This window comes from Actinoplanes subtropicus (genome assembly GCF_000721705.1).
Classification (GTDB): Bacteria; Actinomycetota; Actinomycetes; order Mycobacteriales; family Micromonosporaceae; genus Actinoplanes; species Actinoplanes subtropicus.
The window spans coordinates 105,699-124,319 of the sequence record NZ_JOJL01000027.1; the positions used below are offsets into that span (position 1 = coordinate 105,699).

The 18,621-nt window shown below is 70.9% G+C and carries 19 protein-coding genes; 10 read left to right on the forward strand and 9 right to left on the reverse strand.

Annotated elements, in window-relative coordinates; translation table 11 throughout:
• Positions 1 to 190: 190 nt before the first annotated feature.
• A complete protein-coding gene (locus IH26_RS0133935; RefSeq protein WP_157437521.1) occupies positions 191 to 2,824 on the forward strand; it encodes an AAA family ATPase in 2,634 nt (877 codons plus the stop codon).
• Here IH26_RS0133935 and IH26_RS0133940 read toward each other — a convergent pair whose 3' ends face one another.
• Positions 2,825 to 3,427: a response regulator transcription factor gene (locus IH26_RS0133940; RefSeq protein WP_030440353.1), complete on the reverse strand. Its 603-nt coding sequence runs from the start codon at positions 3,425 to 3,427 to the stop codon at positions 2,825 to 2,827.
• Positions 3,428 to 3,576: 149 nt separating this feature from the next.
• Between IH26_RS0133940 and IH26_RS0133945 the strand changes: the two genes are divergently transcribed.
• A complete protein-coding gene (locus IH26_RS0133945; protein WP_157437522.1) occupies positions 3,577 to 3,897 on the forward strand; it encodes a hypothetical protein in 321 nt (106 codons plus the stop codon).
• Between the two features lie 18 nt (positions 3,898 to 3,915).
• On the opposite strand, the gene IH26_RS0133950 is transcribed toward IH26_RS0133945, so the two are convergent.
• Positions 3,916 to 4,383: an Lrp/AsnC family transcriptional regulator gene (locus tag IH26_RS0133950; RefSeq protein ID WP_030440355.1), complete on the reverse strand. Its 468-nt coding sequence runs from the start codon at positions 4,381 to 4,383 to the stop codon at positions 3,916 to 3,918.
• 131 nt (positions 4,384 to 4,514) lie between these two features.
• On the opposite strand from IH26_RS0133950, the gene ald reads away from it, so the two are divergent.
• Positions 4,515 to 5,630, forward strand: a complete 1,116-nt coding sequence (ald, locus tag IH26_RS0133955; protein WP_030440356.1) for an alanine dehydrogenase — start codon at positions 4,515 to 4,517, stop codon at positions 5,628 to 5,630.
• A 55-nt stretch (positions 5,631 to 5,685) separates the two neighbouring features.
• On the opposite strand, the gene IH26_RS0133960 is transcribed toward ald, so the two are convergent.
• Complete coding sequence (locus tag IH26_RS0133960) at positions 5,686 to 6,735, reverse strand: aldo/keto reductase (protein WP_030440357.1); 1,050 nt, start codon at positions 6,733 to 6,735, stop codon at positions 5,686 to 5,688.
• 156 nt (positions 6,736 to 6,891) lie between these two features.
• Here IH26_RS0133960 and IH26_RS0133965 point away from each other — a divergent pair, with 156 nt between their 5' ends.
• On the forward strand, positions 6,892 to 8,943 hold the full coding sequence (locus tag IH26_RS0133965; protein WP_030440358.1) for a glycoside hydrolase family 15 protein: 2,052 nt from the start codon (positions 6,892 to 6,894) through the stop codon (positions 8,941 to 8,943).
• Positions 8,944 to 9,130: 187 nt separating this feature from the next.
• Here IH26_RS0133965 and IH26_RS0133970 read toward each other — a convergent pair whose 3' ends face one another.
• Positions 9,131 to 9,652 (reverse strand): O-acetyl-ADP-ribose deacetylase, encoded by a 522-nt coding sequence (locus IH26_RS0133970; protein ID WP_030440359.1) that lies wholly within the window; start codon positions 9,650 to 9,652, stop codon positions 9,131 to 9,133.
• 233 nt (positions 9,653 to 9,885) lie between these two features.
• On the opposite strand from IH26_RS0133970, the gene IH26_RS0133975 reads away from it, so the two are divergent.
• Complete coding sequence (locus tag IH26_RS0133975; protein ID WP_084599330.1) at positions 9,886 to 11,406, forward strand: FAD-binding oxidoreductase; 1,521 nt, start codon at positions 9,886 to 9,888, stop codon at positions 11,404 to 11,406.
• A 142-nt stretch (positions 11,407 to 11,548) separates the two neighbouring features.
• Here IH26_RS0133975 and IH26_RS54315 read toward each other — a convergent pair whose 3' ends face one another.
• Genes IH26_RS54315 through IH26_RS0133995 form a run of 3 tightly spaced genes read right to left on the reverse strand, consistent with a single transcriptional unit; the run spans position 11,549 to position 12,950 of the window.
• Positions 11,549 to 11,920 carry a transcriptional regulator gene (locus IH26_RS54315; RefSeq protein WP_051809096.1) on the reverse strand — a complete coding sequence of 124 codons (372 nt, stop codon included), beginning with the start codon at positions 11,918 to 11,920 and terminating at the stop codon, positions 11,549 to 11,551.
• A complete protein-coding gene (locus tag IH26_RS60255) occupies positions 11,917 to 12,396 on the reverse strand; it encodes a hypothetical protein (protein WP_157437523.1) in 480 nt (159 codons plus the stop codon). Before IH26_RS60255 ends, IH26_RS54315 begins: the two co-directional genes overlap by 4 nt.
• Positions 12,397 to 12,443: 47 nt before the next feature.
• Positions 12,444 to 12,950 (reverse strand): pyridoxamine 5'-phosphate oxidase family protein, encoded by a 507-nt coding sequence (locus IH26_RS0133995; protein ID WP_030440363.1) that lies wholly within the window; start codon positions 12,948 to 12,950, stop codon positions 12,444 to 12,446.
• Positions 12,951 to 13,089: 139 nt separating this feature from the next.
• On the opposite strand from IH26_RS0133995, the gene IH26_RS0134000 reads away from it, so the two are divergent.
• Positions 13,090 to 13,878: an SAM-dependent methyltransferase gene (locus tag IH26_RS0134000; RefSeq protein WP_030440364.1), complete on the forward strand. Its 789-nt coding sequence runs from the start codon at positions 13,090 to 13,092 to the stop codon at positions 13,876 to 13,878.
• Between the two features lie 154 nt (positions 13,879 to 14,032).
• Complete coding sequence (locus IH26_RS0134010) at positions 14,033 to 14,389, forward strand: hypothetical protein (protein WP_030440365.1); 357 nt, start codon at positions 14,033 to 14,035, stop codon at positions 14,387 to 14,389.
• Positions 14,390 to 14,579: 190 nt separating this feature from the next.
• On the opposite strand, the gene IH26_RS64700 is transcribed toward IH26_RS0134010, so the two are convergent.
• Positions 14,580 to 14,687, reverse strand: a complete 108-nt coding sequence (locus tag IH26_RS64700) for an MFS transporter small subunit (RefSeq protein WP_425394420.1) — start codon at positions 14,685 to 14,687, stop codon at positions 14,580 to 14,582.
• Positions 14,684 to 16,084, reverse strand: a complete 1,401-nt coding sequence (locus IH26_RS0134020; RefSeq protein WP_034216611.1) for an MFS transporter — start codon at positions 16,082 to 16,084, stop codon at positions 14,684 to 14,686. The genes IH26_RS64700 and IH26_RS0134020 overlap by 4 nt, the downstream gene beginning before the upstream one ends.
• 149 nt (positions 16,085 to 16,233) lie before the next feature.
• Between IH26_RS0134020 and IH26_RS64705 the strand changes: the two genes are divergently transcribed.
• From IH26_RS64705 to IH26_RS0134030, 3 genes are all read left to right on the forward strand, one after another.
• A complete protein-coding gene (locus tag IH26_RS64705) occupies positions 16,234 to 16,863 on the forward strand; it encodes a sigma factor-like helix-turn-helix DNA-binding protein (RefSeq protein WP_169789863.1) in 630 nt (209 codons plus the stop codon).
• Between the two features lie 127 nt (positions 16,864 to 16,990).
• Positions 16,991 to 18,037, forward strand: a complete 1,047-nt coding sequence (locus IH26_RS0134025; RefSeq protein WP_157437524.1) for a hypothetical protein — start codon at positions 16,991 to 16,993, stop codon at positions 18,035 to 18,037.
• 144 nt (positions 18,038 to 18,181) lie between these two features.
• Complete coding sequence (locus IH26_RS0134030) at positions 18,182 to 18,583, forward strand: SRPBCC family protein (protein ID WP_030440368.1); 402 nt, start codon at positions 18,182 to 18,184, stop codon at positions 18,581 to 18,583.
• The last annotated feature ends 38 nt before the right edge of the window (positions 18,584 to 18,621 follow it).

Sequence of the window (18,621 nt, forward strand, 5' to 3'; positions counted from 1 at the left end):
TAGTCAAAGACCACTAGTGATGGAAATACTTGAATGATCATCCCGCGCTACGCACCGTTGGCAGGCTTGCGCACAGCGTGATGGCGATCAATGGCAGGGTCATGTCATCGTGAGCGAGCATGGCGGGGCTCGCGGGAGGTGGCCATTGTCACGGAAGGCCCTTTTCCAGGCATGCACCGGCGTTCTGCTGGTGTCCCTTCCGAGCGCCCTGGGCACGCTCACCTCCATCGCGGTCAACGAGGCCACGAAGCCGAACACCTGGCCGATGCCCTTCCGGCTGATCCAGCACGATCCGTGGGCCTGGGTGACCGTTTCTACCCTCGTCGCCATCGGCTCGGCTGTTCTCCTGCCCTACCTCAACCGCAAATCCACTGCGGAGGGTGCCCATGACGCCGGTCCCGCCATCGGGGTCAGCGTAGAGGTGCGGGACGGGGTCGGCGTCGGCGTCGGGCAGATCACCGTCGGCTCGCTAGGGCAGTTAATCTTGGGCGCCCACCGCGACGACGCCCCTGCTTCACCGCCTCCGGCGGCGAAGCAGCAGCCCAAGCCGGAGGTGGCCGGGCTGCCGGAGTTCGTACCGGGAACACTGCATGACCGTCGCACGCTGATGACGAACCTCGAAGCAAAGATGGACCGGACGAACGGCGTGTTCGTGGCGCTGGTGGGTGCCGCCGGCATCGGCAAGACCGCGATCGCCGCCGAGTTGCTGCGCAAACGGGAGAAGAAGGTCGGGGCCGGCTATCTCGCCGCCCGCGGATACCCCCGGGTGAGTGCGTTCTCCGTGCTCGAGCGGCTCGCGGAGGCCGTCCCGGCGAAGGGCCGCCGACAGCCGCTGGTGGAACGGCTGAACGAGGGCGAGACCGATCTGCTGACGCGGCTGAAGGACGTGCTCGACCGGCTCGGTAACCGCCAGGTGTGGCTCGCCGTCGACGACGCCCAGGATCTCTTCGTGACCAGTACCGGAAAGTGGCGCGACGACGCCCTCGGCACGCTCTTCGACGAACTCGCTAAGAGGCGCCGCCATCGGATCAAGGTCCTGTTCATCGGCACCGATCCCCTGCCCTTCCCGCACGCCGTGACCGAGCGGGTGACGGAGGGCCTGCCCCGGCCCAACTTCCCGGGGTTCCTCGCCGAGCTCACGATTCCGGGAGCTCCCGCTCCGCTGGTGATGGCCGGGCTCGCCAAGGCGACGAACCGGCACCCGCGAACCGCCGAGCTGGTGCTCGGCATCCGGGCGATCGGCTCACCGGCCGCGGCCGATCCACTCGACGCCGCGCCGGACGCTTCCGCGCTGATCAGCGCGTTGCTGGCACGCCTCACCGACGGTCAGCGCGCCGCCCTGCGCGCCCTGGCGATCCTCGACCGGCCGGCGCGGCCCGCCGTGATCGCGTACCTCGCCGACGCCACCCCCGGCGAGGTACGCGCCGCACTCGACGAACTCGTCCGGTGCCGGCTCCTCCGGCGGTACGACGATCACTACTACCTGCCCGACGGCGAGTCCGCACGGATCACCGCCGATGTCCCGGACGCGGAGATCGCCGGGCAACGGGTCCGGGCCGCGGAGTACCTGGAGAACGCGGCCCGCGGCCGGGATGCCGCCCGCCTGGACGACCTCGAGGACGCCTTCCACGCCGTCGACCTCTACGTGACCACCGGCGAGTCGGGACGGGCGGTCCGGCTGATGGCTCAGCTCGATGACCGCTACCTCAGGAGCTGGGGGCAGACCGCCGAGCTGGCGCCGTGGCTGAGCCGCCTGAACGGCGGTCTCGCCGGCTTCCGGGACCAGGTGCGCTACGTCATGCTGGCCGGCCGGGCGCTGGCCCAGCAGGGCAAGCTGCCGGAGGCGATCGAGACGGTCGACGGCGGCGCGACGATGAGCGCCGGGCCGGAGAACCTGTCGGCCCACCTCGGGTTCCTCGTGCAGTCGGCCGGGTACCGCTTCCGGGCGGGTGCGGTAGCGGCGGCGGCCGAGCGGTACCAGGCGCTGATGGACCGCGCCCCCGCCGGGCACAAGGCCGTTCCCACGGCGCATCTGGGCCTGGCGCTGTGCCTGGCCGAGGCGGGCGACTTCACCCGGGCAAGCGAGCATCTCGACGCGGCGGAGTCCGGCGGCACGTCCGCCGATCCGGGCCTCGACGTGCCGCTGCGCTACCTGCGCGCGCTGATCTCCTTCGAACGCGGCCAGGATGGCGTGAGCCTCGAGCAGTTGGAGCGGGCCCGCGACGCCGCCGAGAAGGCCGGCGCCCGGGTCGCCGCCGCGCGATGCGACGACCTCTCGGCCTGGGCGTGGCTGCTCAGGCACAACCTGGGTGAGGCCACGAAGGCGGCGCGGCGCGCGCACAACGTGTCGGTCCGGGTCGGAGATCCCGATCTGTGGAGCACCTCCGGCACGACAGTGGCCGTCATCGAGCTGCAACACGGGCACCAGGAGCCGGCCCTGGCCGCGGCCGAACTGGCCGCCCGGTACGCGGACGGCATCTATGCGGCCGAGGCCATCGCCGTGCGGGGCGTCGCCGCGATCCGCAACGGCGACACCGGCGAGGAGACCCGGCGCGCCTTCGTCACGGCCGCCGGGCTGGCCCGTGACCTGCGGGCCGTGGCGCCCGGCACCTACCGGCCGTACGAGGTCGAAGGTCTCGCGCTCGCCGGGCTCGCGCTGCTGCGGCCGGAGCAGGGCGAGGGCCCGGCGGCCGACGCCTACCGGGCGGCCCAGGGAATCCTGGACCTGCGCGGCGCACGCTTCCGGCGGCGTGTGCTCTTCGCCGCCCTGACCGCGGGCTGGCCGGGCGACCCGCTGCCCGGGATCAGCAGCCTGCTGGCCTGATCACAGCCAGCCGCGGTGCTGCGCGGTGATCAGCGCGTCGGTGCGGCCGCGGGCGCCCATCCTGGTGTAGAGGTCGCGGAGCAGACGGAACATCATGCGCTCGGAGTAGCCCGCCTCGGCCGCCAGCCGCCCGACGGTCACGCCCCCCGCCAGGCTGCGCAGCCAGTCACGCTCAGTCGGCGACGGCTCGCCCGAGGCGGCGCCCTCCGCCTCCGGCGCGGCCAGCGCGCGCAGCACCTCGACGGGAATCAGGCTCTCGCCGCGCACCAGTGCCCGGAACCCTTCGCGGAACGCCGCGGGGCTGGTGTCCCGGGCCATCACGCAGGCCGCCCCGGCCCGCAGGGCGCGCACCGAGTCGCCCACCGACATCTGCTCCAGCAGGGCCACCAGTACGAGCCCGGCGGCCGTCCGGCGTAGTCCCTCGAGCGTCCGCCAGTCGGCGTCCGTCCGGAGCGTGAGGATGACGATGGTGGTCTGCTCGTCGCGGACCCAGGCGAACAGATCGTCCGGTGTCTCCGATGTGAAGCCGGCGTCGCGCAGGATCTCGACGATGCCGTGCCGGAAGACGGGCAGGGGGTCCGCCACGGCGATCCGCACCAGCATGGAACCGTGACCTCCTCCGAACGGGGCAAGCGCCGTCGATCCTTGTCGACATGCGGACCCGTGCGCCAGCGAGCCACTCCCGTGGCAGGGTCATGCCGCCCGGATGGCGTCATGGACCGGCGACTCGCGCCGCACCTAGCGTGATGGACATGTCACCGCCCGCCATGATTCCGGAATGGTCGTCCGACGACTACTTCGACGACGACGGGGCCGACCTGCAGTGGCCACCGCGGAACACCCGGGAGCTCAGGGCCGCGGTCGGGAAGAGCCTCGCCACCGCGGCGCACTCCCAGGAGGAGCTGGCGAAGCACGTCCGCGCGCTCAGCCTGGCCGCCACTCGTCTCGAACAGGCCGCCGAGCGGACCAGCGATCCGTACCTGGCGGGCGCGCGGGAACAGCTGCGTCAAGCCGCCGTCGTGGTCAACCGCGCGCGGACGTTGCTTCAGGAGACGCTGAACGGCCGCCGGTGAGGCCGGACGCGCCCGGCGCTAGCTGCCGCGGCGGTGTTCGAAGATGAGGTGGGTTTCGGTGCCGGCGACCAGGTGGGTGCCGCTGAGCCGTTCGGTGATGATCGAGCGCAGGTCGGCGACGTCGGCGGTGGCCACGTGCAGGAGGAAGTCGTACGAGCCGGAGACGAAGTAGACGTCGCGCACCGCCGGGATGCCCGCCAGGGACGCGGCGAACTTGCCGATCGCGTCGCGGGCGTCGGAGCGGATCCGCACGGCGATCATGGCCTGGATCGGGCGGCCGATCCAGGCCGGGTCGACGTCGGCGTGGAAGCCGCGGATCGCGCCGATCTCGCGCAGCCGCCGGATGCGGGTCAGACAGGTCGAGGGGGCGACGCCGACCCGCTCGGCGAGCGCGTTGTTCGGCATCCGGCCGTCGACCTCGAGCAGCTCCAGCAACTCCAGATCGATGTGGTCGAGGCCTCGAAGATCCTTCGGCGAATCCGGCATCATCGCGGGTCGTTCCGCATCTTCTTCGGCTTGGCGGGGACACACAGAATCTTCTGCGACCCCATTGCGCTCATCCTGCACATAGTTTCACCCTAACCCCACGACAGCGAAGCCGTGAAGGGGAGTCAAGAATGATCGTCGGTGTCCCGACCGAGGTCAAGAACCACGAGTACCGGGTGGCCATCACCCCGGCGGGCGTGGCCGAGTTCGTCCGCCGCGGGCACCAGGTGCTCGTGCAGGCCGGCGCCGGCAACGGCTCGGCGATCACCGACGACGACTACGCCACCGCGGGCGCCCGGATCATGCCGGACGCCGACAGCGTGTGGGCGCGGGCCGACCTCCTGCTCAAGGTCAAGGAGCCGATCGCGGTCGAGTACCACCGGCTGCGCGAGGGCCAGGTCCTGTTCACCTACCTCCACCTCGCCGCCGACGCCGCCGGCACCGATGCGCTGCTCAAGAGCCGGACCACCGCGATCGCGTACGAGACGGTCCAGCTCGCCGACGGTTCCCTGCCGCTGCTGGCCCCGATGAGCGAGGTCGCGGGCCGCCTGGCTCCGCAGGTCGGCGCGTACTCGCTGATGCGCAACTCGGGCGGCCGCGGCGTGCTCCCCGGCGGCGTCCCCGGGGTCAGCCCGGCCAAGGTCACCGTCATCGGCGGCGGCGTCTCGGGCGTCAACGCGGCGACGATCGCGCTCGGCATGGGCGCCGACGTGACGGTGCTCGACCTGAACATCAACCGGCTGCGCCAGATCGACGCGCAGTTCGGCGGCCGGGTCAAGACGCTGGTCTCCTCCTCGTACGCGATCGAGCAGCAGGCCGTCGAGGCCGACATGGTGATCGGTGCGGTCCTGGTGCCCGGCGCGAAGGCGCCGACCCTGGTCTCCAACGACCTGGTCAAGCGGATGAAGTCCGGCTCGGTGCTGGTCGACATCGCCATCGACCAGGGCGGTTGCTTCGAGGACTCGCACGCCACCACGCACGAGGACCCGATCTACCGGGTGCACGACTCGGTCTTCTACTGCGTCGCCAACATGCCCGGCGCGGTGCCGAACACCTCCACGTACGCGCTGACCAACGCCACCCTCCCGTACGCGCTGCGGCTCGCCGACCTCGGCTGGCAGGCGGCGCTCGAGCAGGACCCGGCCCTGGCGAAGGGCCTCAACATCCACGCCGGCCACCTCACCAACGGTGAAGTCGGCGAAGCGCTGGGCCTCCCTTCGGTCGAGGTCTCCTCAGTCCTCGCCTGACCCAGCAACGAAGGCCGCCGCCCCGGGAGCCCAGACCCCGGGGCGGCGGTCTTTGCTATAGATGCCGCGAAATTTGCGACAGATCCGCCGCGCTGAGCCGGTCCGACGACGTCTTCGCCTGGTGCCAGAACGGGTAGCGCAGGGGCTCGCCGCTCACGTCGTCCAGCGACTGGATCTCGTCCGGCGTCAACTCGAGGTCGGCGGCCGCCAAGTTGTCGCGCAATTGCGATGGGGTCCGCGCGCCGACGATCACCGAGGTGACGCCCGGCTTCTGCGCGATGTACGCGAGCGACACCCGGGCCGCCGACACGCCGTGCGACTCGCCGATCTTCACGGCCACCTCGATGGTGTCGTACAGCTTGTCCTCGTCGTGCACCGGCGGCTCGTCCCAGTCGCTCAGGTGCCGGCTGCCGGCCGGGGCCGCGACGCCGCGCCGGTACTTGCCGGAGAGCAGCCCGCCGGCGATCGGGCTCCACACCAGGATGCCGACGCCCTGGTCGAGGCAGGCCGGCACGATCTCGGCCTCGATGTCGCGGGCCTGCAGCGAGTAGTACAGCTGGTTGCTGGCGAACCGCTCGAGCCCGCGGGCGTCCGAGGCGGCGAGCGCCTTCATCATCTGCCAGGCCGCGTAGTTCGAGCAGCCCACATAGCGCACCTTGCCGCTGCGGACCAGGTCGTCCAGCGCGGTCAGGGTCTCCTCGACCGGGGTGTGCCCGTCCCACTCGTGCACCTGGTAGAGATCGATGTAATCGGTGCCCAGCCGGCGCAGGCTGGCCTCGGCGCCGCGGATGATGTGGTGGCGGGAGAGGCCCGCGTCGTTGGGCCCTTCGCCCATCGGCATCCGCGCCTTCGTGGCGATCAGCCAGTCCTCCCGGTCCCGGCCCAGCGCCTGCCCGATGATCTCCTCGGCGAGCCCGGCCGAGTACACGTCGGCGGTGTCGATCAGGTTGACCCCCGCTTCCTTGGCGATCGCGATCTCCTCCCGCGCCCCGTCCACGTCGATGGTGCCGACCGGGGTGGCCCAGCCCGTCCCGCCGAACCCCATGGTCCCGAGCGTGAACGCGGACACTCGCAGACCGGTCCGGCCCAGCTGCCGGTATTGCATGTCGTCTTCGCCTCTCTGCGGTACGAAAGTGCCTCGTAGGGTCGGTCCAGCCGGCCACGTGGGAGCGAGGCGAGGTCCAGGTGGTGGCTGGCGTCGGCCGCGAAGCGGTCGCATCCCGGTGTTGGATGTGGCCGTTTCGCGGACGCCGTCAGGCGCATGAGACTCCTCGCCGCGCTCCTCACCGCCTCGCTGGCCGCGCCGGGGGCGCCCGGCGTGGACCAGCAGTACCTGCCGGCGGACAAGGCCGGCCTGATCACCGCGCACTCGGCGGCCAGCAAGGTCTGGGCCACGGTGCAGCGCGAGGGTGGCCTCGGCGAGATCTTCTACCCGACGATCGGCGGCCCGAGCGCCCGCGCCCTGCAATTCGTGGTCGCCGACCGGCACGGCCACGCCTGGCTCGCATCGGCGGCATCCACCCGGTTGGTCGACTCGCACAGCCTGCGCTACCGGCAGACCTTCGCCGGGCGGGGCTGGCGGCTGACCGCGTCCTACGTGACCGACCCGTCCCGGGACACCGTCCTCGCCGACCTGGCCCTCGACGGCCGCGGCTTCGACCTGTACGCGGTCTACGATCCGGCGCTCGGCAACTCCCGCGGGCACGACTCCGGGCGTACGGCCGGAAAGGTTCTGGTCGCGACCGACGACGGCGTGGCCGGCGCGCTCGCCGCGTCTCCTCCGATCAAAGCCGCGTCGAGCGGTTTCGCGGGGGTCAGCGATGGCCTCACCGACCTGCTCGGCGACGGCCGGATGGACTGGCGCTACCCGTCGGCCGCGCCCGGCAGCCTCGTGCAGACCGCGGCCCTCGCGCCACGTGCGACGCTCGCCCTCGGCTTCGGGCCGGCCGCCGGCGCCGCGATCTCGGCCGCCACCTCCTCCCTGCGGCGCGGCTTCGGGCGGATCTCCCGGGACTTCGCGTACGGCTGGCGGCAGTACCTCGCGGGGCTGCGGCCGCCACCGCCGGCCGTGCCCGACCGGGACCTGTACCGGGTGTCCACCATGGTGCTCGCGGCGAGCGAGGACAAGACCCACCCCGGCGCGTACGTGGCGGCCCCCGCCTCGCCGTGGGCCTTCGGCCGGGACGACCCCTCCGGCCCGTACCACCTGGTCTGGTCGCGTGATCTCTATCAGATCGCCACCGCGCTGCTGGCCGCCGGCGACTCGGCCGGCGCCTCCCGGGCGCTGGACTTCCTGTTCGGCTCGCAGCAGAAGGCGGACGGGTCGTTCCCGCAGAACTCGCAGGTGGACGGCACACCGGTCTGGGGCGGCCGGCAACTGGACGAGGTCGCGCTGCCGATCGTGCTCGCCTACCAGCTCGGCCGCACCGACGCGGCGACCTGGTCGCACGTGCGGCGGGCCGCCGACTTCCTGGTGACCTTCCGGCAGGACGGCCACGCGGCGCCGTGGACGCCGCAGGAGCGCTGGGAGAACCAGTCCGGCTGGTCGCCCGCCACGATCGCCGCCGAGATCGCCGGGCTGGTCTGCGCCGCGTCGCTGGCCGCGGCGAACGGCGCCGACGGGTCGCACTACCTGGCCGTCGCCGACCAGTGGCGGGCGCGGGTGAAGCAGTGGACGGTGACCAGCACCGGCCCGTACTCGTCGAAGCCGTATTTCCTGCGGCTGACCAAGGACGGCAATCCCGACGCGGGCACCACCTACGACATCGGCGACAGCGGCCCGGCGAATGTGGACCAGCGCGCGGTCGTCGACCCGGGCTTCCTGGAGCTGGTACGTCTCGGGGTGCTGCCCGCCTCCGACCCGGACGTCCGCAACACGCTTCCGGTGATCGACGCGCGGCTGGGGGTGTCCACGCCGAACGGGTTCTTCTGGCATCGGGCCTCGTTCGACGGCTACGGCGAGAAGGCCGACGGCAGCCCGTGGGACTACGGCCTGCCGGCCGGCTCCCTGATCACCCGCGGCCGGGCATGGCCGCTGCTCAACGGCGAACGCGGCGAGTACCTGCTGGCGGCCGGCTCCCGCGCGGGCGCCGCCGTCCAGTTGCGGACGATGACCCGCGCGGCCGGCCCCGGCGACATGCTGCCGGAGCAGGTGTGGGACCAGTATCCGCCGGGGACGGCGCCCGGTACGCCGACGTATTCGGCCACTCCCCTGGCCTGGACGCATGCGCAGTACGTCCGGCTGGCCTGGGACCTTCAGGAAGGCCGGGTGGTCGAGCAACCGGCGGCGGTGGCGGCCCGCTACCTCCGGTGACCCGTGCGCTCGTCCGGAAGGTGACGTCACCGAAAATGTGCGCTTGGCAGCCTCTGTGCATGCGTACGAAATGGTCGTTGTCGCCAGGAATCATGGCGAATCTTGCCATACGCCGGTCGGCGTCGCCGTCCTGATGACATAGCGGTACCGGCGGGAAACGCTCGCAATAGTGCCATGGCTGTGACCCCTAGGACCCCACCACGGCCCGGTAGACATTTTCGGCGACCTGGTGGGTCTCCTCGTCGAACAGCACGAGGCGGGCGACCTCGACCCCGCCCGACTCGCCCCGCAGGGCCGTCAGCGCCTGCCGTACCGCGTCCTCCTTCGGCCAGCGGTAGATGCCCGAGGAGATCAGCGGAAACGCGATCGACCGCGCCCCCAACCCCGCGGCCACCGCCAGCGACGTCGTATAGCAGCTGCGCAGCAGCGGCGCCCGATCCTCGCTCGCGCTGTACACCGGCCCGACGGTGTGGATCACCCATCGTGCGGGCAGGCGCCCGGCCGTGGTCGCCACCGCCTGCCCCACCGGGAGGCCGCCACCGTAGTGGCCGGCCCGCAGGGCGCGGCACTCCGCGAGGATTTCCGGGCCGCCCTTGCGGTGGATCGCCCCGTCGACCCCGCCGCCGCCCAGCAGGGACGAGTTCGCCGCGTTGACGATCGCGTCGACGTGCTCGGTGGTGATGTCGCCGGTGACCAGCTCGATCCGCACCGCCTGACCCTACGCGAAGACGCTCCACCGATCGGTGGACGGGGTCAACCGGTTGGCCGAGGAGCCATTTCCACCGCGGAATCGACCGCGCTGGGCAGGCGCCGCCCCTGGTCCGGTTGACACGCTGAGGTCCGGACAAAACGCGGATGGAGGCACAGATGGGCAAGCAGGAGGGTGTCACCCGGCGGGGGCTGCTGGCCGGAGCGGGCGCCGTGGCCGTGGGCAGCGTCACCATGAGTAGCGCGGCACCCGGGGCGGCGCCGGTGTCCGTACGACCGGGCGACCCGCGCTACGAGAATCTCTTGCGGGGCAACAACTTCCGGTTCGTCGGGCACCCCGACGAGGTGCGGGTGGTCGCCTCGGCCGAGCAGGTCGTCGCCGCCGTCGCGGACGCGGTCGGAACAGGCCGGCGGATCGCGGCCCGCAGCGGCGGGCACTGCTTCGAGAACTTCACGGCCGATCCGGGCGTACGCCTGCTGCTCGATCTCTCCCCGATGGACGAGGTCGGCTACGACCCGGGCCGCCGCGCGTTCGTGGTCGAGCCCGGCGCCACGCTCGGCCGGGTCTACCGCACGCTGCAGACCGGCTGGGGCGTCACGATCCCGGCCGGCGGCTGCCCCGAGGTCGGCGCGGGCGGCCACATCGCCGGCGGCGGGTACGGCCCGCTGTCCCGGCGCTACGGTTCGGTCGTCGACCACCTGTACGCGGTCGAGGTGGTCGTCGTGGATCGCCGGGGCCACGCCCGGGCGGTGGTGGCCACCCGGGACGCCGGCGACCCGAACCGGGACCTGTGGTGGGCGCACACCGGCGGGGGCGGCGGCAACTTCGGCGTGGTCACCCGGTACTGGCTGCGCTCGCCCGGCGCGACCGGCGCCGACCCGGCCGGGCTGCTGCCCAAGGCCCCCAAGCAGATGCTCGAATGCCTGGTCGAGTGGGCTTGGGACGAGTCGATGACCGAGGCGGCCTTCACCCGGCTGCTCGGGAACTTCGGTGCCTGGCACGAGCGGAACAGCGCGCCGGATTCGCCGTACGCCGGCCTGTATGGGATTTTGCTGCCCACGCACAAGAGTTCCCAAGGCTTCCCGATGGCGGTGCAGATCGACGCCGGCCTGTCGCGCGCGGACGCGATGGTGACCGAGTTCGTCGATGCGGTGAACGCCGGGACGGGCCTGACGCCGGTGCTCAACGCGCGCCGGACGATGCCGTGGATGCACATGGTGACCTGGCCGAGCACCGGCGAACCGGGCGACCAGTTCAACCGGCGCTACAAGATCAAGGCGGCGTACCTGCGGAAGGGCTACGACGCCGCCCAGCTCGCGGCGATCTACCGCAATCTCACCAACGACACCGGCACCGGCAACTGCGGCATGCTGCTGATCGGCTACGGCGGCCAGGTCCGCTCGGTGCCGGCCGGCGCCACCGCGATCGCTCAGCGCGACGTCATCATGAAGGCGGTCTTCCAGAACATCTGGGTCGACGAGGAGGACGACGCCAAGAGCCTCGCCTGGGTCCGCGACCTGTACCGCGACGTCTACGCGGCCACCGGCGGTGCCCCGGTCCCGAACGACGCGAACGACGGCTCCTACATCAACTACCCGGACGCGGACCTGGCCGACCCGGCCTGGAACACCTCGGGCGTGCCCTGGTCGACGCTCTACTACAAGGACAACTACCCGCGGTTGCAGCAGATCAAGGCCCGCTGGGACCCCCGCAACGTCTTCCACCACGCGCTGTCGATCGAGCCACCCGCCTGACCCGCGGAAGTCACCAGCAAAACCATCATTGCGTACGTATGGGAGAGCCCCCGCCGGCTCAGCGGCACTCGTCGCGGTGGACGTCGGCGGGGGACGCGCCGGCCGAGCCGGGCGGCCGGGCCGATGCCGCGTGCCCGCTTCGCTAGGCGATCCCGAGGTCGAGGGTGACCTCGTGACGGGCGCCGGACGGCTCCTCGGCAGCGGCGGGCGCGGCAACGTGCGGCTCCGCCGCGGCGGCGATCGCTCGCAGTGCCGCCAGGTGCCCACGCAGGGCGGTGCGTCCCGGCACGGTGAGCGTGACCAGCCGCCGCGAGCGCGCGTCCACCCGTACGCGGGAAATCTCCACATACCCGGCGTCGCCGAGTGCGGCGAGGTGCTTGCTCAGGACCGAGTCCGAGATCTCCAGGCTCTCCCGGATGTCGGAGAACGGCAACGACCGCACCGGCGCGAGCATCGCGCAGATCTGTAGCCGCAACGGCGCGTGGATGAGCTCGTCGAACGCCGCCTCGCTCACCCCCGCCACACCCGGGCCGTCCGGCGCCGATAGGAAGCCTTCGCGCCGAACAGGCAGGCCGCGACGGTCACGGCCACAGCCGCGCCGAGGCCCCAGCTCGCCAGGCCGGAATCGCCGCGGCCGGCGAGGACGTGCGGGCCGACCACGGCCCCGACCAGGACCGCGACGCAGGTGAGCGTCACGTCGACGACGCCCCACGTGGGCTTCGGCAGGGAAATCAGCGGCCGCCAGTGGTTGCGGGCGGACAGCCTCACCAACTCGGCAAGGAACCACACGACCGCGACGATCGCCACGATGCCTCCCGGCCCCTTGTACCTCGACGGCACGGTCAGCACTCCGCAGAGCGTGCTGGACGCGAGGATCAAGCTCGCCGGGATCGCCGCCCGGCGGACTGACGCGTCATGCGCCTGACGGGCGGCCCGGAGTTGCTCTCGGGCCGCGCCGGGAGCGACGGGACCCGACGACTGTCTTTCCATACCGGAAAGTTAGCACGTGACTTGCCGCCACGGAAAGTCACGTGCATTCAGGAATTGTCGAATCGGTACCGGGTCTGGCTGTGCGGCTTCTTCCCGAAGGCCAGCACCTTCGCCGGCCGTACCGCGAAAACCAGCCCGATGTGGCCGGCCCCGTCGTCAAAAGTGTCGTCGAGCACCCGGTAGTTCCAGTCGTGCCGGGCCTTCCACAGCGCGGCCAGCTCGACCAGCCGGCCATGGTCGGTGATCCGCTCGGCGCTCCCCTCGACGACCACGTCGGTGCCGTCGTGCAGCTTGTCGGTGCCGGTGGACAACGCGCAATACGGATTGCGCCGCAGGTTGGCGGCCTTCTGCTCCTGGTCTCCGGTGCAGATGTACAGGGCACCGCCGTCCCACACCGCCGGCAGCGGGGTGACGTGCGGCCGCCCGTCGGGCCGCACGGTGGACAGCCAGAAGATCTCCGCCGAGCCGAGAATCCGCTCGGCCTCGGCCCACGGCACCGGACCCGCCGTCGGCTCGCTGAACCCGGCATGCAACTCAGGCGTCGGTTCGATCATCACGTACCTCCCTCTCGCGGTGTACCCCCTCATCTCGATGACGAACGGACACCCAACCATCCGGACAGGCCGATTCGTCCGGTTTGGCGGGTCGAACTGCCTCGAGGTGCCGCATGGGCGGTGAGGTACATTTCTGGCCATGCCAGTGGATCTCAATACGTCGGTGCCGCACTCGGCGCGGATCTACGACTACCTGCTGGGCGGCAAGGACAACTTCGAGGCGGACCGTACGGCGGCGGCCGCCATCGTCGAATCGTCCCCGAGCCTGCCGATCTCGATGCGGGCGAACCGGCAGTTCATGGCGCGAGTGGCCCACCACCTGGCGGCCGAGCGCGGGATCCGGCAGTTCCTCGACATCGGCACCGGCCTGCCCACCTCGCCCAACCTGCACGAGGTCGTCCAGAAAGAAGATCCAACTTCCAAGATTGTGTACGTGGACAACGACCCGATCGTGCTCGTCCACGCCCGGGCCCTGCTGACCTCGACGCCGCAGGGCACCACCGCGTACCTCGACGCCGACCTGCGCGACGTCGACAAGATCCTGGCGTCCCCCGAGGTCCGGGACAATATTGACTTCACCCGGCCGGTCTCGATCAGCCTGATCGCCGTCCTGCAGTTCATCCCGGACGAGGACGAGGCCCACCGCATCCTCGACGGTCTGCTCGAACCGTGCCCGGCCGGCAGCACCCTGGCCATCTCCACGGTCACCGCGCACAACCCGCAGGCGGTCGCCGCCGCGGCCGCCTACCGCGCCCGCGGCATCCAAGCGATCGAGCGCACGGACGACGAGGTGACCGCCCTGTTCCGCGGCCTCGACCTGGTCGACCCCGGCGTCGTACTGGTCAACAAGTGGCGCCCGGACGCCGAGGCCGCCGCGATCGACGACACCCACGTCCAAATGACGGGCGGCGTGGCCGTCAAGAACTGAGCGCGCCCGTCCAGCCGTCAGTAATGCGCGAGGATCTGCCCGACCGGGTGGCCGAGAAGCGCGGCGACCTCGCCAAGCTCCGCACAACCTGCCCGACTCCGCTCAGCATCGCCAGGTGAGTGCGCGGGTGGCCGGCTGCGGGCATCATCTGTCCATGGACGTGGAACAAATCGCCGGTTCCTTCGTGGTGGAGATCGGAATTCGGCAGGCGTGGCCGTTCCTGGGACTCTGCGACAACCGGCCGACACCCAACCAGGAAACCCGTCTGTACATCGACGCTTCCTGGGCCATCGAGGCAGCCGATTCCGCTGGTGGCAGCGCCGACGACGGCATCCGGTGGCTGACCGCGGCCACGGTGCTCAACGGACGAACCATAGATGCCGCCCGGGTCAACGACGACGGCTCGCTTCGTCTGACGGCGGATCCCGGGATCGCTCTGGTCGTTTCAGGCGAACCGGAGCCGTACACGGTGGGCGAGCCATGGCGACTCAGCGAGTGGCATCCCGCTTGATCAAACGCTCGCTGTGCGACGGATCCGTGCACCGCCCGATACCGGTAGCCAGACCGCGATCGGGCCGAGAGGGCAGGCGGCGCTCAGGGCCGGATGACGGCCAAGGCCCACGACGCTCCCGAGCAGCACGTCGCATGGCCTTGGCCGGTCCCGGTGTTACTCGACGAGCGGTGTTACTTGACGAGCGGTGTCACTTGAAGAGCTTGGCCGCCGTGATCGCGGTCTCCACTACGCCGTACCCGAGCAGCACGGCCACCAGCAGCCAGGACACCAGTAGGCGGACGGATGGGGCGCTCATGCGGCAGCCTCCTTCTCGAGGGCGGTGACGGTGCCGGCCGGCTCGTGGAATCGTTCCGGCACCGGGCGGATCAGCAGGTTGGCGACGAAGCCGACGGCCAGCACGCCGACCATCGTGAACAGCGCCGGCCGGTAGGCGTCCGCGGTCAGGCTGCCGGGCTTGCCCTGGGCGTCGAGAAAGCCGTTGATGATCAGTGGACCGGCGACGCCGGCCGCGGACCAGGCGATCAGCAGCCGGCCGTGGATCGCGCCCACCTGGTAGGTGCCGAACAGGTCGCGCAGGTAGGCCGGGACCGTCGCGAAACCGCCGCCGTAGAAGGACAGGATCACGCCCGCCAGCACCACGAACAGCGCCGTCGCCGCGTCGCCGACGGTGGCCAGCAGGAGGTACATGACCATGCCGACGCCCAGGTACACCAGGTACATCGGCTTGCGGCCGAGCACATCGGAGGTGGACGACCAGACGAACCGGCCGGCCATGTTGAACAGCGACAGCAGGCCGACGAAGCCGCTCGCCGCCGTGACGCTGACGGTGGAGACGCCGTCGCTCCCCCGGAAGAAGTCCTGGATCATCGGGCTGGCCTGTTCGAGGATGCCGATGCCCGCGGTCACGTTGCAGAACAGAACAACCCACAACAACCAGAAGCTTCGCGTACGGATGGCGTTGGCGGCCGACACGTTGGCGGCCGTGACCAGCGGCTTCGCCTTGGCGGCCGACGGGTCCCAGCCCGTCGGACGCCATCCCGGCGCCGGCACCCGGATGTTGGCGACCCCGAACATCATGATCAGGAAGTACGCGATGCCCAGGGTGACGAACAGCAGCACCAGCGCCCGGCCGTCGGCGATCGAGGTGGCCACGTTGGGGTCGTAGCTCGAGTCGTACGCGGAAAGAAGCTGACGCGAAGCGGGGCTCGCGATCAGGGCGCCGCCGCCGAAGCCCATGATGGCCAGTCCCGTGGCCAGGCCGGGCCGGTCGGGAAACCATTTGATCAGCGTGGACACGGGCGAGATGTAGCCGATGCCGAGCCCGATGCCACCGATCACGCCGTAGCCGAGATAGACCAGCCACAGCTGTTTCGTTCCGATCCCGAGCGCCGCGACCAGGAAGCCGCTGGCCCAGCAACAGGCGGAGACGAACATCGCCTTGCGGGGGCCGTTCGCCTCGACCCAGGTGCCGCCGACCGCCGCCGACAGGCCCAGCATCACGATCGCGATGCTGAAGATGATGCCGATCGAGGTCTGGCTGGCGGCGAAATGCTTGATGAACGAGTTCTTGTAGACGCTGGTCGCGTAAACCTGGCCGATACACAGATGCACGGCGAGCGCGGCCGGCGGGATCAGCCAGCGGCTGTACCCCTCCGGCGCGATCGTATGCTTGCGGTCGAGCGCGGTGAGCAGGGACAACCCGGCCTCCCAACCCCTGTGGATATTGAAGACCATCATTTACCAAAGTTCTTGACCGGGCAACCTTTTCGACGTGTCGCGACGGCACTCCGGCCGGGATCGGTCCCCGTTCTGCGTTTGACTGCAACCGGACCGAGGACGCGGTGCGGGAGGCGTTCGCCCGGGTGCTGGCCGCGCCCAGGTCCTTTCTCGACGCCGAGGAGCCGGAGCGCTGGCTGCGGGTGGCGGCGCTGAATGTGGCCCGCACCCGGTACCGGCGCCGGTGGGTGTTCGATCGGCTGGTCCGGTCGGGGCGGGTGGAGATCGCCCGGGAGGCCGCGCCAGGGCTGTCGCGCGACCGGGTGGCGTTGCTGGCCGCACTGCGACGGCTCGCGCCACCCACCCGGGAGGCGGTGGTGCTGCACCATCTCGCCGACCTGCCGGTGGCGGAGGTGGCGGCGACGCTGGGCGTGCCGGAGGGAACGGTGAAGGCGCGGCTGGCCCGGGGCCGGGCCAGCCCTGGCCGGGATTCTCGCCGACGACGATCCACCCGCACCGGCGGCCGATCGGACGGCCGGCCTTCCCGAGGAGGCTGCGGGTTCCGTTCTTCGGCACGCCCTTGGCGCCGAGGCTCCAGCCGGCGGCGCGGGTCGGGTCGACTCTGCGCACCCACTCGTCGTCGACGTAGTGGGTGTGGTCCGGCCCCTGCTTGTAGACCACTTTGTACACATCGGGCCCGGACATGTTCGTCGCTGATTCCGGGGTCACCAAGTTGTCCCCGTCGGAGCCGATGAGCAGCCAGTTGGTGCCGTTGTTGCCCTGTGGATCACTGTTCTGGTTCAGGTTGGTCAGATAGCTCGGCCAGAGGGCCGGGTACATCTGGCGCGACTGCGTGGTCTGCGCCGTCCAGTTGACCCCGTCGTGCGGCGTGGCGAAGGTGACCCGGTCCGCAGCCGCCGGACCAAACGCGGACCAAACTCGAACCACGTCGGCCGCAGGTTCCCACGCCCAGCAAATCAGCCGGGCCGGCGCCTCGCCGATACCGACGTCCCTTGCGCCTCGCGTTGCGCGCGAGCCGTCGCGCTTGCGGGGCGGGCGTCCGGTCTGCCGATTCCGTTGTGGGCCCGCTCTACCGTGATCGTCATGGGGCGGCGCTCGATCTCGGGATACCACGACAACGGTGCGCTGATCTGGACCTGGCGCCTCTCCCTGACCGTCGGCGGCGCCGGGTTGCTGCTGGGGGCAGTCACGGCGGTGTTGTGGGCCGTCGGGGTGCGGGTGGGCGCGAGTGCTCTTCCGGCCGTTCTCGGCATCCTCGCCCTGTTTCTGGCCGTCAACGGCCGCATCTACTCGGCCATTCTGCTGCGCTACGAACAGGAGCGGCTTCCCGCCGTGCCGGCGTTCGTCCCTGGCCCATCCGGCCTGCGGCCACGGCGGCGAGTGGTGCGGCGGTGGAGCGGCGTCGCGTGGCTCATGATGGCGATCGTCGTCTGCCTGCCGGTGTCTGTCGTGACGAACTGGACCGCCGAGCCCAAAGGGATGCAGGTGGGTGGCGTGACCGGCTCGGTCCTCGCCATCGCCGCCTGCTGGCTGCTCGGCCCGGCCGCCCGGTTCGTCATCACGCGCGAACATCTGCACATCGACACCGGGTTCCGCCGGACCAGCCTTCCCCGGAAGCTGTTGGCGGGGTTTCTCGCCGACGGCCGGAACGTGCGCGCCGAGCTCACCGACGGCGACCATCGGAACTTCCGGGTCGACTCGCCGCTGCTCGAGGCGGGATCGAACCGCTACCGCAGCAACGTGCGCTGCCGATTCCGCACGATTCAGGCGATCGTCCGGGCGCTGGGCGAAGTGCCCCCGCTCGACACCGACCGCCCCTTGGCAGTGACCCGAGCGCGATGGGGGCCGATCACGCTCGCGGCCGGTGCGGTGTTGGCAACGGCCTTCGTCACTACGCTGCTGGCGTAACCACGGCCCCACCCGGCTGGCTGTCGCGAACACTCGTAGCGCCCATTGACGGCCGACGTCTCATCGGCCAGATCGATCGAGCGGTCAACCGGTCGTTGCCAGCTGTCACGGGCAAGGTGGCCACCGTCGACCCATGATGGGGGTATGGCTTCGGATTCGGTGCAGGTGGCGGAGCGGATCCAGCGGGCGGCCGCGGACGTGTACGACTACGTGGCGCGGCCCGACCACATCGCTGACTGGGCGCCCGGGCTCGGCGACACGGTCGAGCGGGCCGGGGAGGACTGGTTCGTGTGTGGGCCGATGGGGCGGGTGAAGGTGATGTTCGCGCCGGCCAATGGGTTCGGCGTGCTCGATCACGAGGTGACGCTGCCGAGCGGCGAGCGGTTCTACAACCCGTTACGGGTGGTGGGCTACGGGGAGGGCTGCGAGATCGTTTTCAGCGTACGGCGGTGGCCCGGCATGTCCGACGCGGAGCTGGAACGGGACGTGAAGGCGGTGTCCGGGGATCTTCGTCGCCTCAAGCAGATCCTGGAAAGTAGCGAATAACCGCTGGCCGAGTCGCTTGTTCGAGGGTGACGATGGGC

What these genes read in the sequence shown, in the direction of transcription:
- IH26_RS0133940 (WP_030440353.1), bottom strand. Translation starts at nt 3,427, where the DNA reads ATGCTGGTGCGGATCGCCGTGGCGGACCCCCTGCCCGTCTTCCGGCAC.
- IH26_RS0133945 (WP_157437522.1), top strand. Translation starts at nt 3,577, where the DNA reads ATGTCACCGCCCGCCATGATTCCGGAATGGTCGTCCGACGACTACTTC.
- IH26_RS0133950 (WP_030440355.1), bottom strand. Translation starts at nt 4,383, where the DNA reads ATGCCGGATTCGCCGAAGGATCTTCGAGGCCTCGACCACATCGATCTG.
- ald (WP_030440356.1), top strand. Translation starts at nt 4,515, where the DNA reads ATGATCGTCGGTGTCCCGACCGAGGTCAAGAACCACGAGTACCGGGTG.
- IH26_RS0133960 (WP_030440357.1), bottom strand. Translation starts at nt 6,735, where the DNA reads ATGCAATACCGGCAGCTGGGCCGGACCGGTCTGCGAGTGTCCGCGTTC.
- IH26_RS0133965 (WP_030440358.1), top strand. Translation starts at nt 6,892, where the DNA reads ATGAGACTCCTCGCCGCGCTCCTCACCGCCTCGCTGGCCGCGCCGGGG.
- IH26_RS0133975 (WP_084599330.1), top strand. Translation starts at nt 9,886, where the DNA reads ATGAGTAGCGCGGCACCCGGGGCGGCGCCGGTGTCCGTACGACCGGGC.
- IH26_RS60255 (WP_157437523.1), bottom strand. Translation starts at nt 12,396, where the DNA reads ATGGAAAGACAGTCGTCGGGTCCCGTCGCTCCCGGCGCGGCCCGAGAG.
- IH26_RS0133995 (WP_030440363.1), bottom strand. Translation starts at nt 12,950, where the DNA reads ATGATCGAACCGACGCCTGAGTTGCATGCCGGGTTCAGCGAGCCGACG.
- IH26_RS0134000 (WP_030440364.1), top strand. Translation starts at nt 13,090, where the DNA reads ATGCCAGTGGATCTCAATACGTCGGTGCCGCACTCGGCGCGGATCTAC.
- IH26_RS0134010 (WP_030440365.1), top strand. Translation starts at nt 14,033, where the DNA reads ATGGACGTGGAACAAATCGCCGGTTCCTTCGTGGTGGAGATCGGAATT.
- IH26_RS64700 (WP_425394420.1), bottom strand. Translation starts at nt 14,687, where the DNA reads ATGAGCGCCCCATCCGTCCGCCTACTGGTGTCCTGGCTGCTGGTGGCC.
- IH26_RS0134030 (WP_030440368.1), top strand. Translation starts at nt 18,182, where the DNA reads ATGGCTTCGGATTCGGTGCAGGTGGCGGAGCGGATCCAGCGGGCGGCC.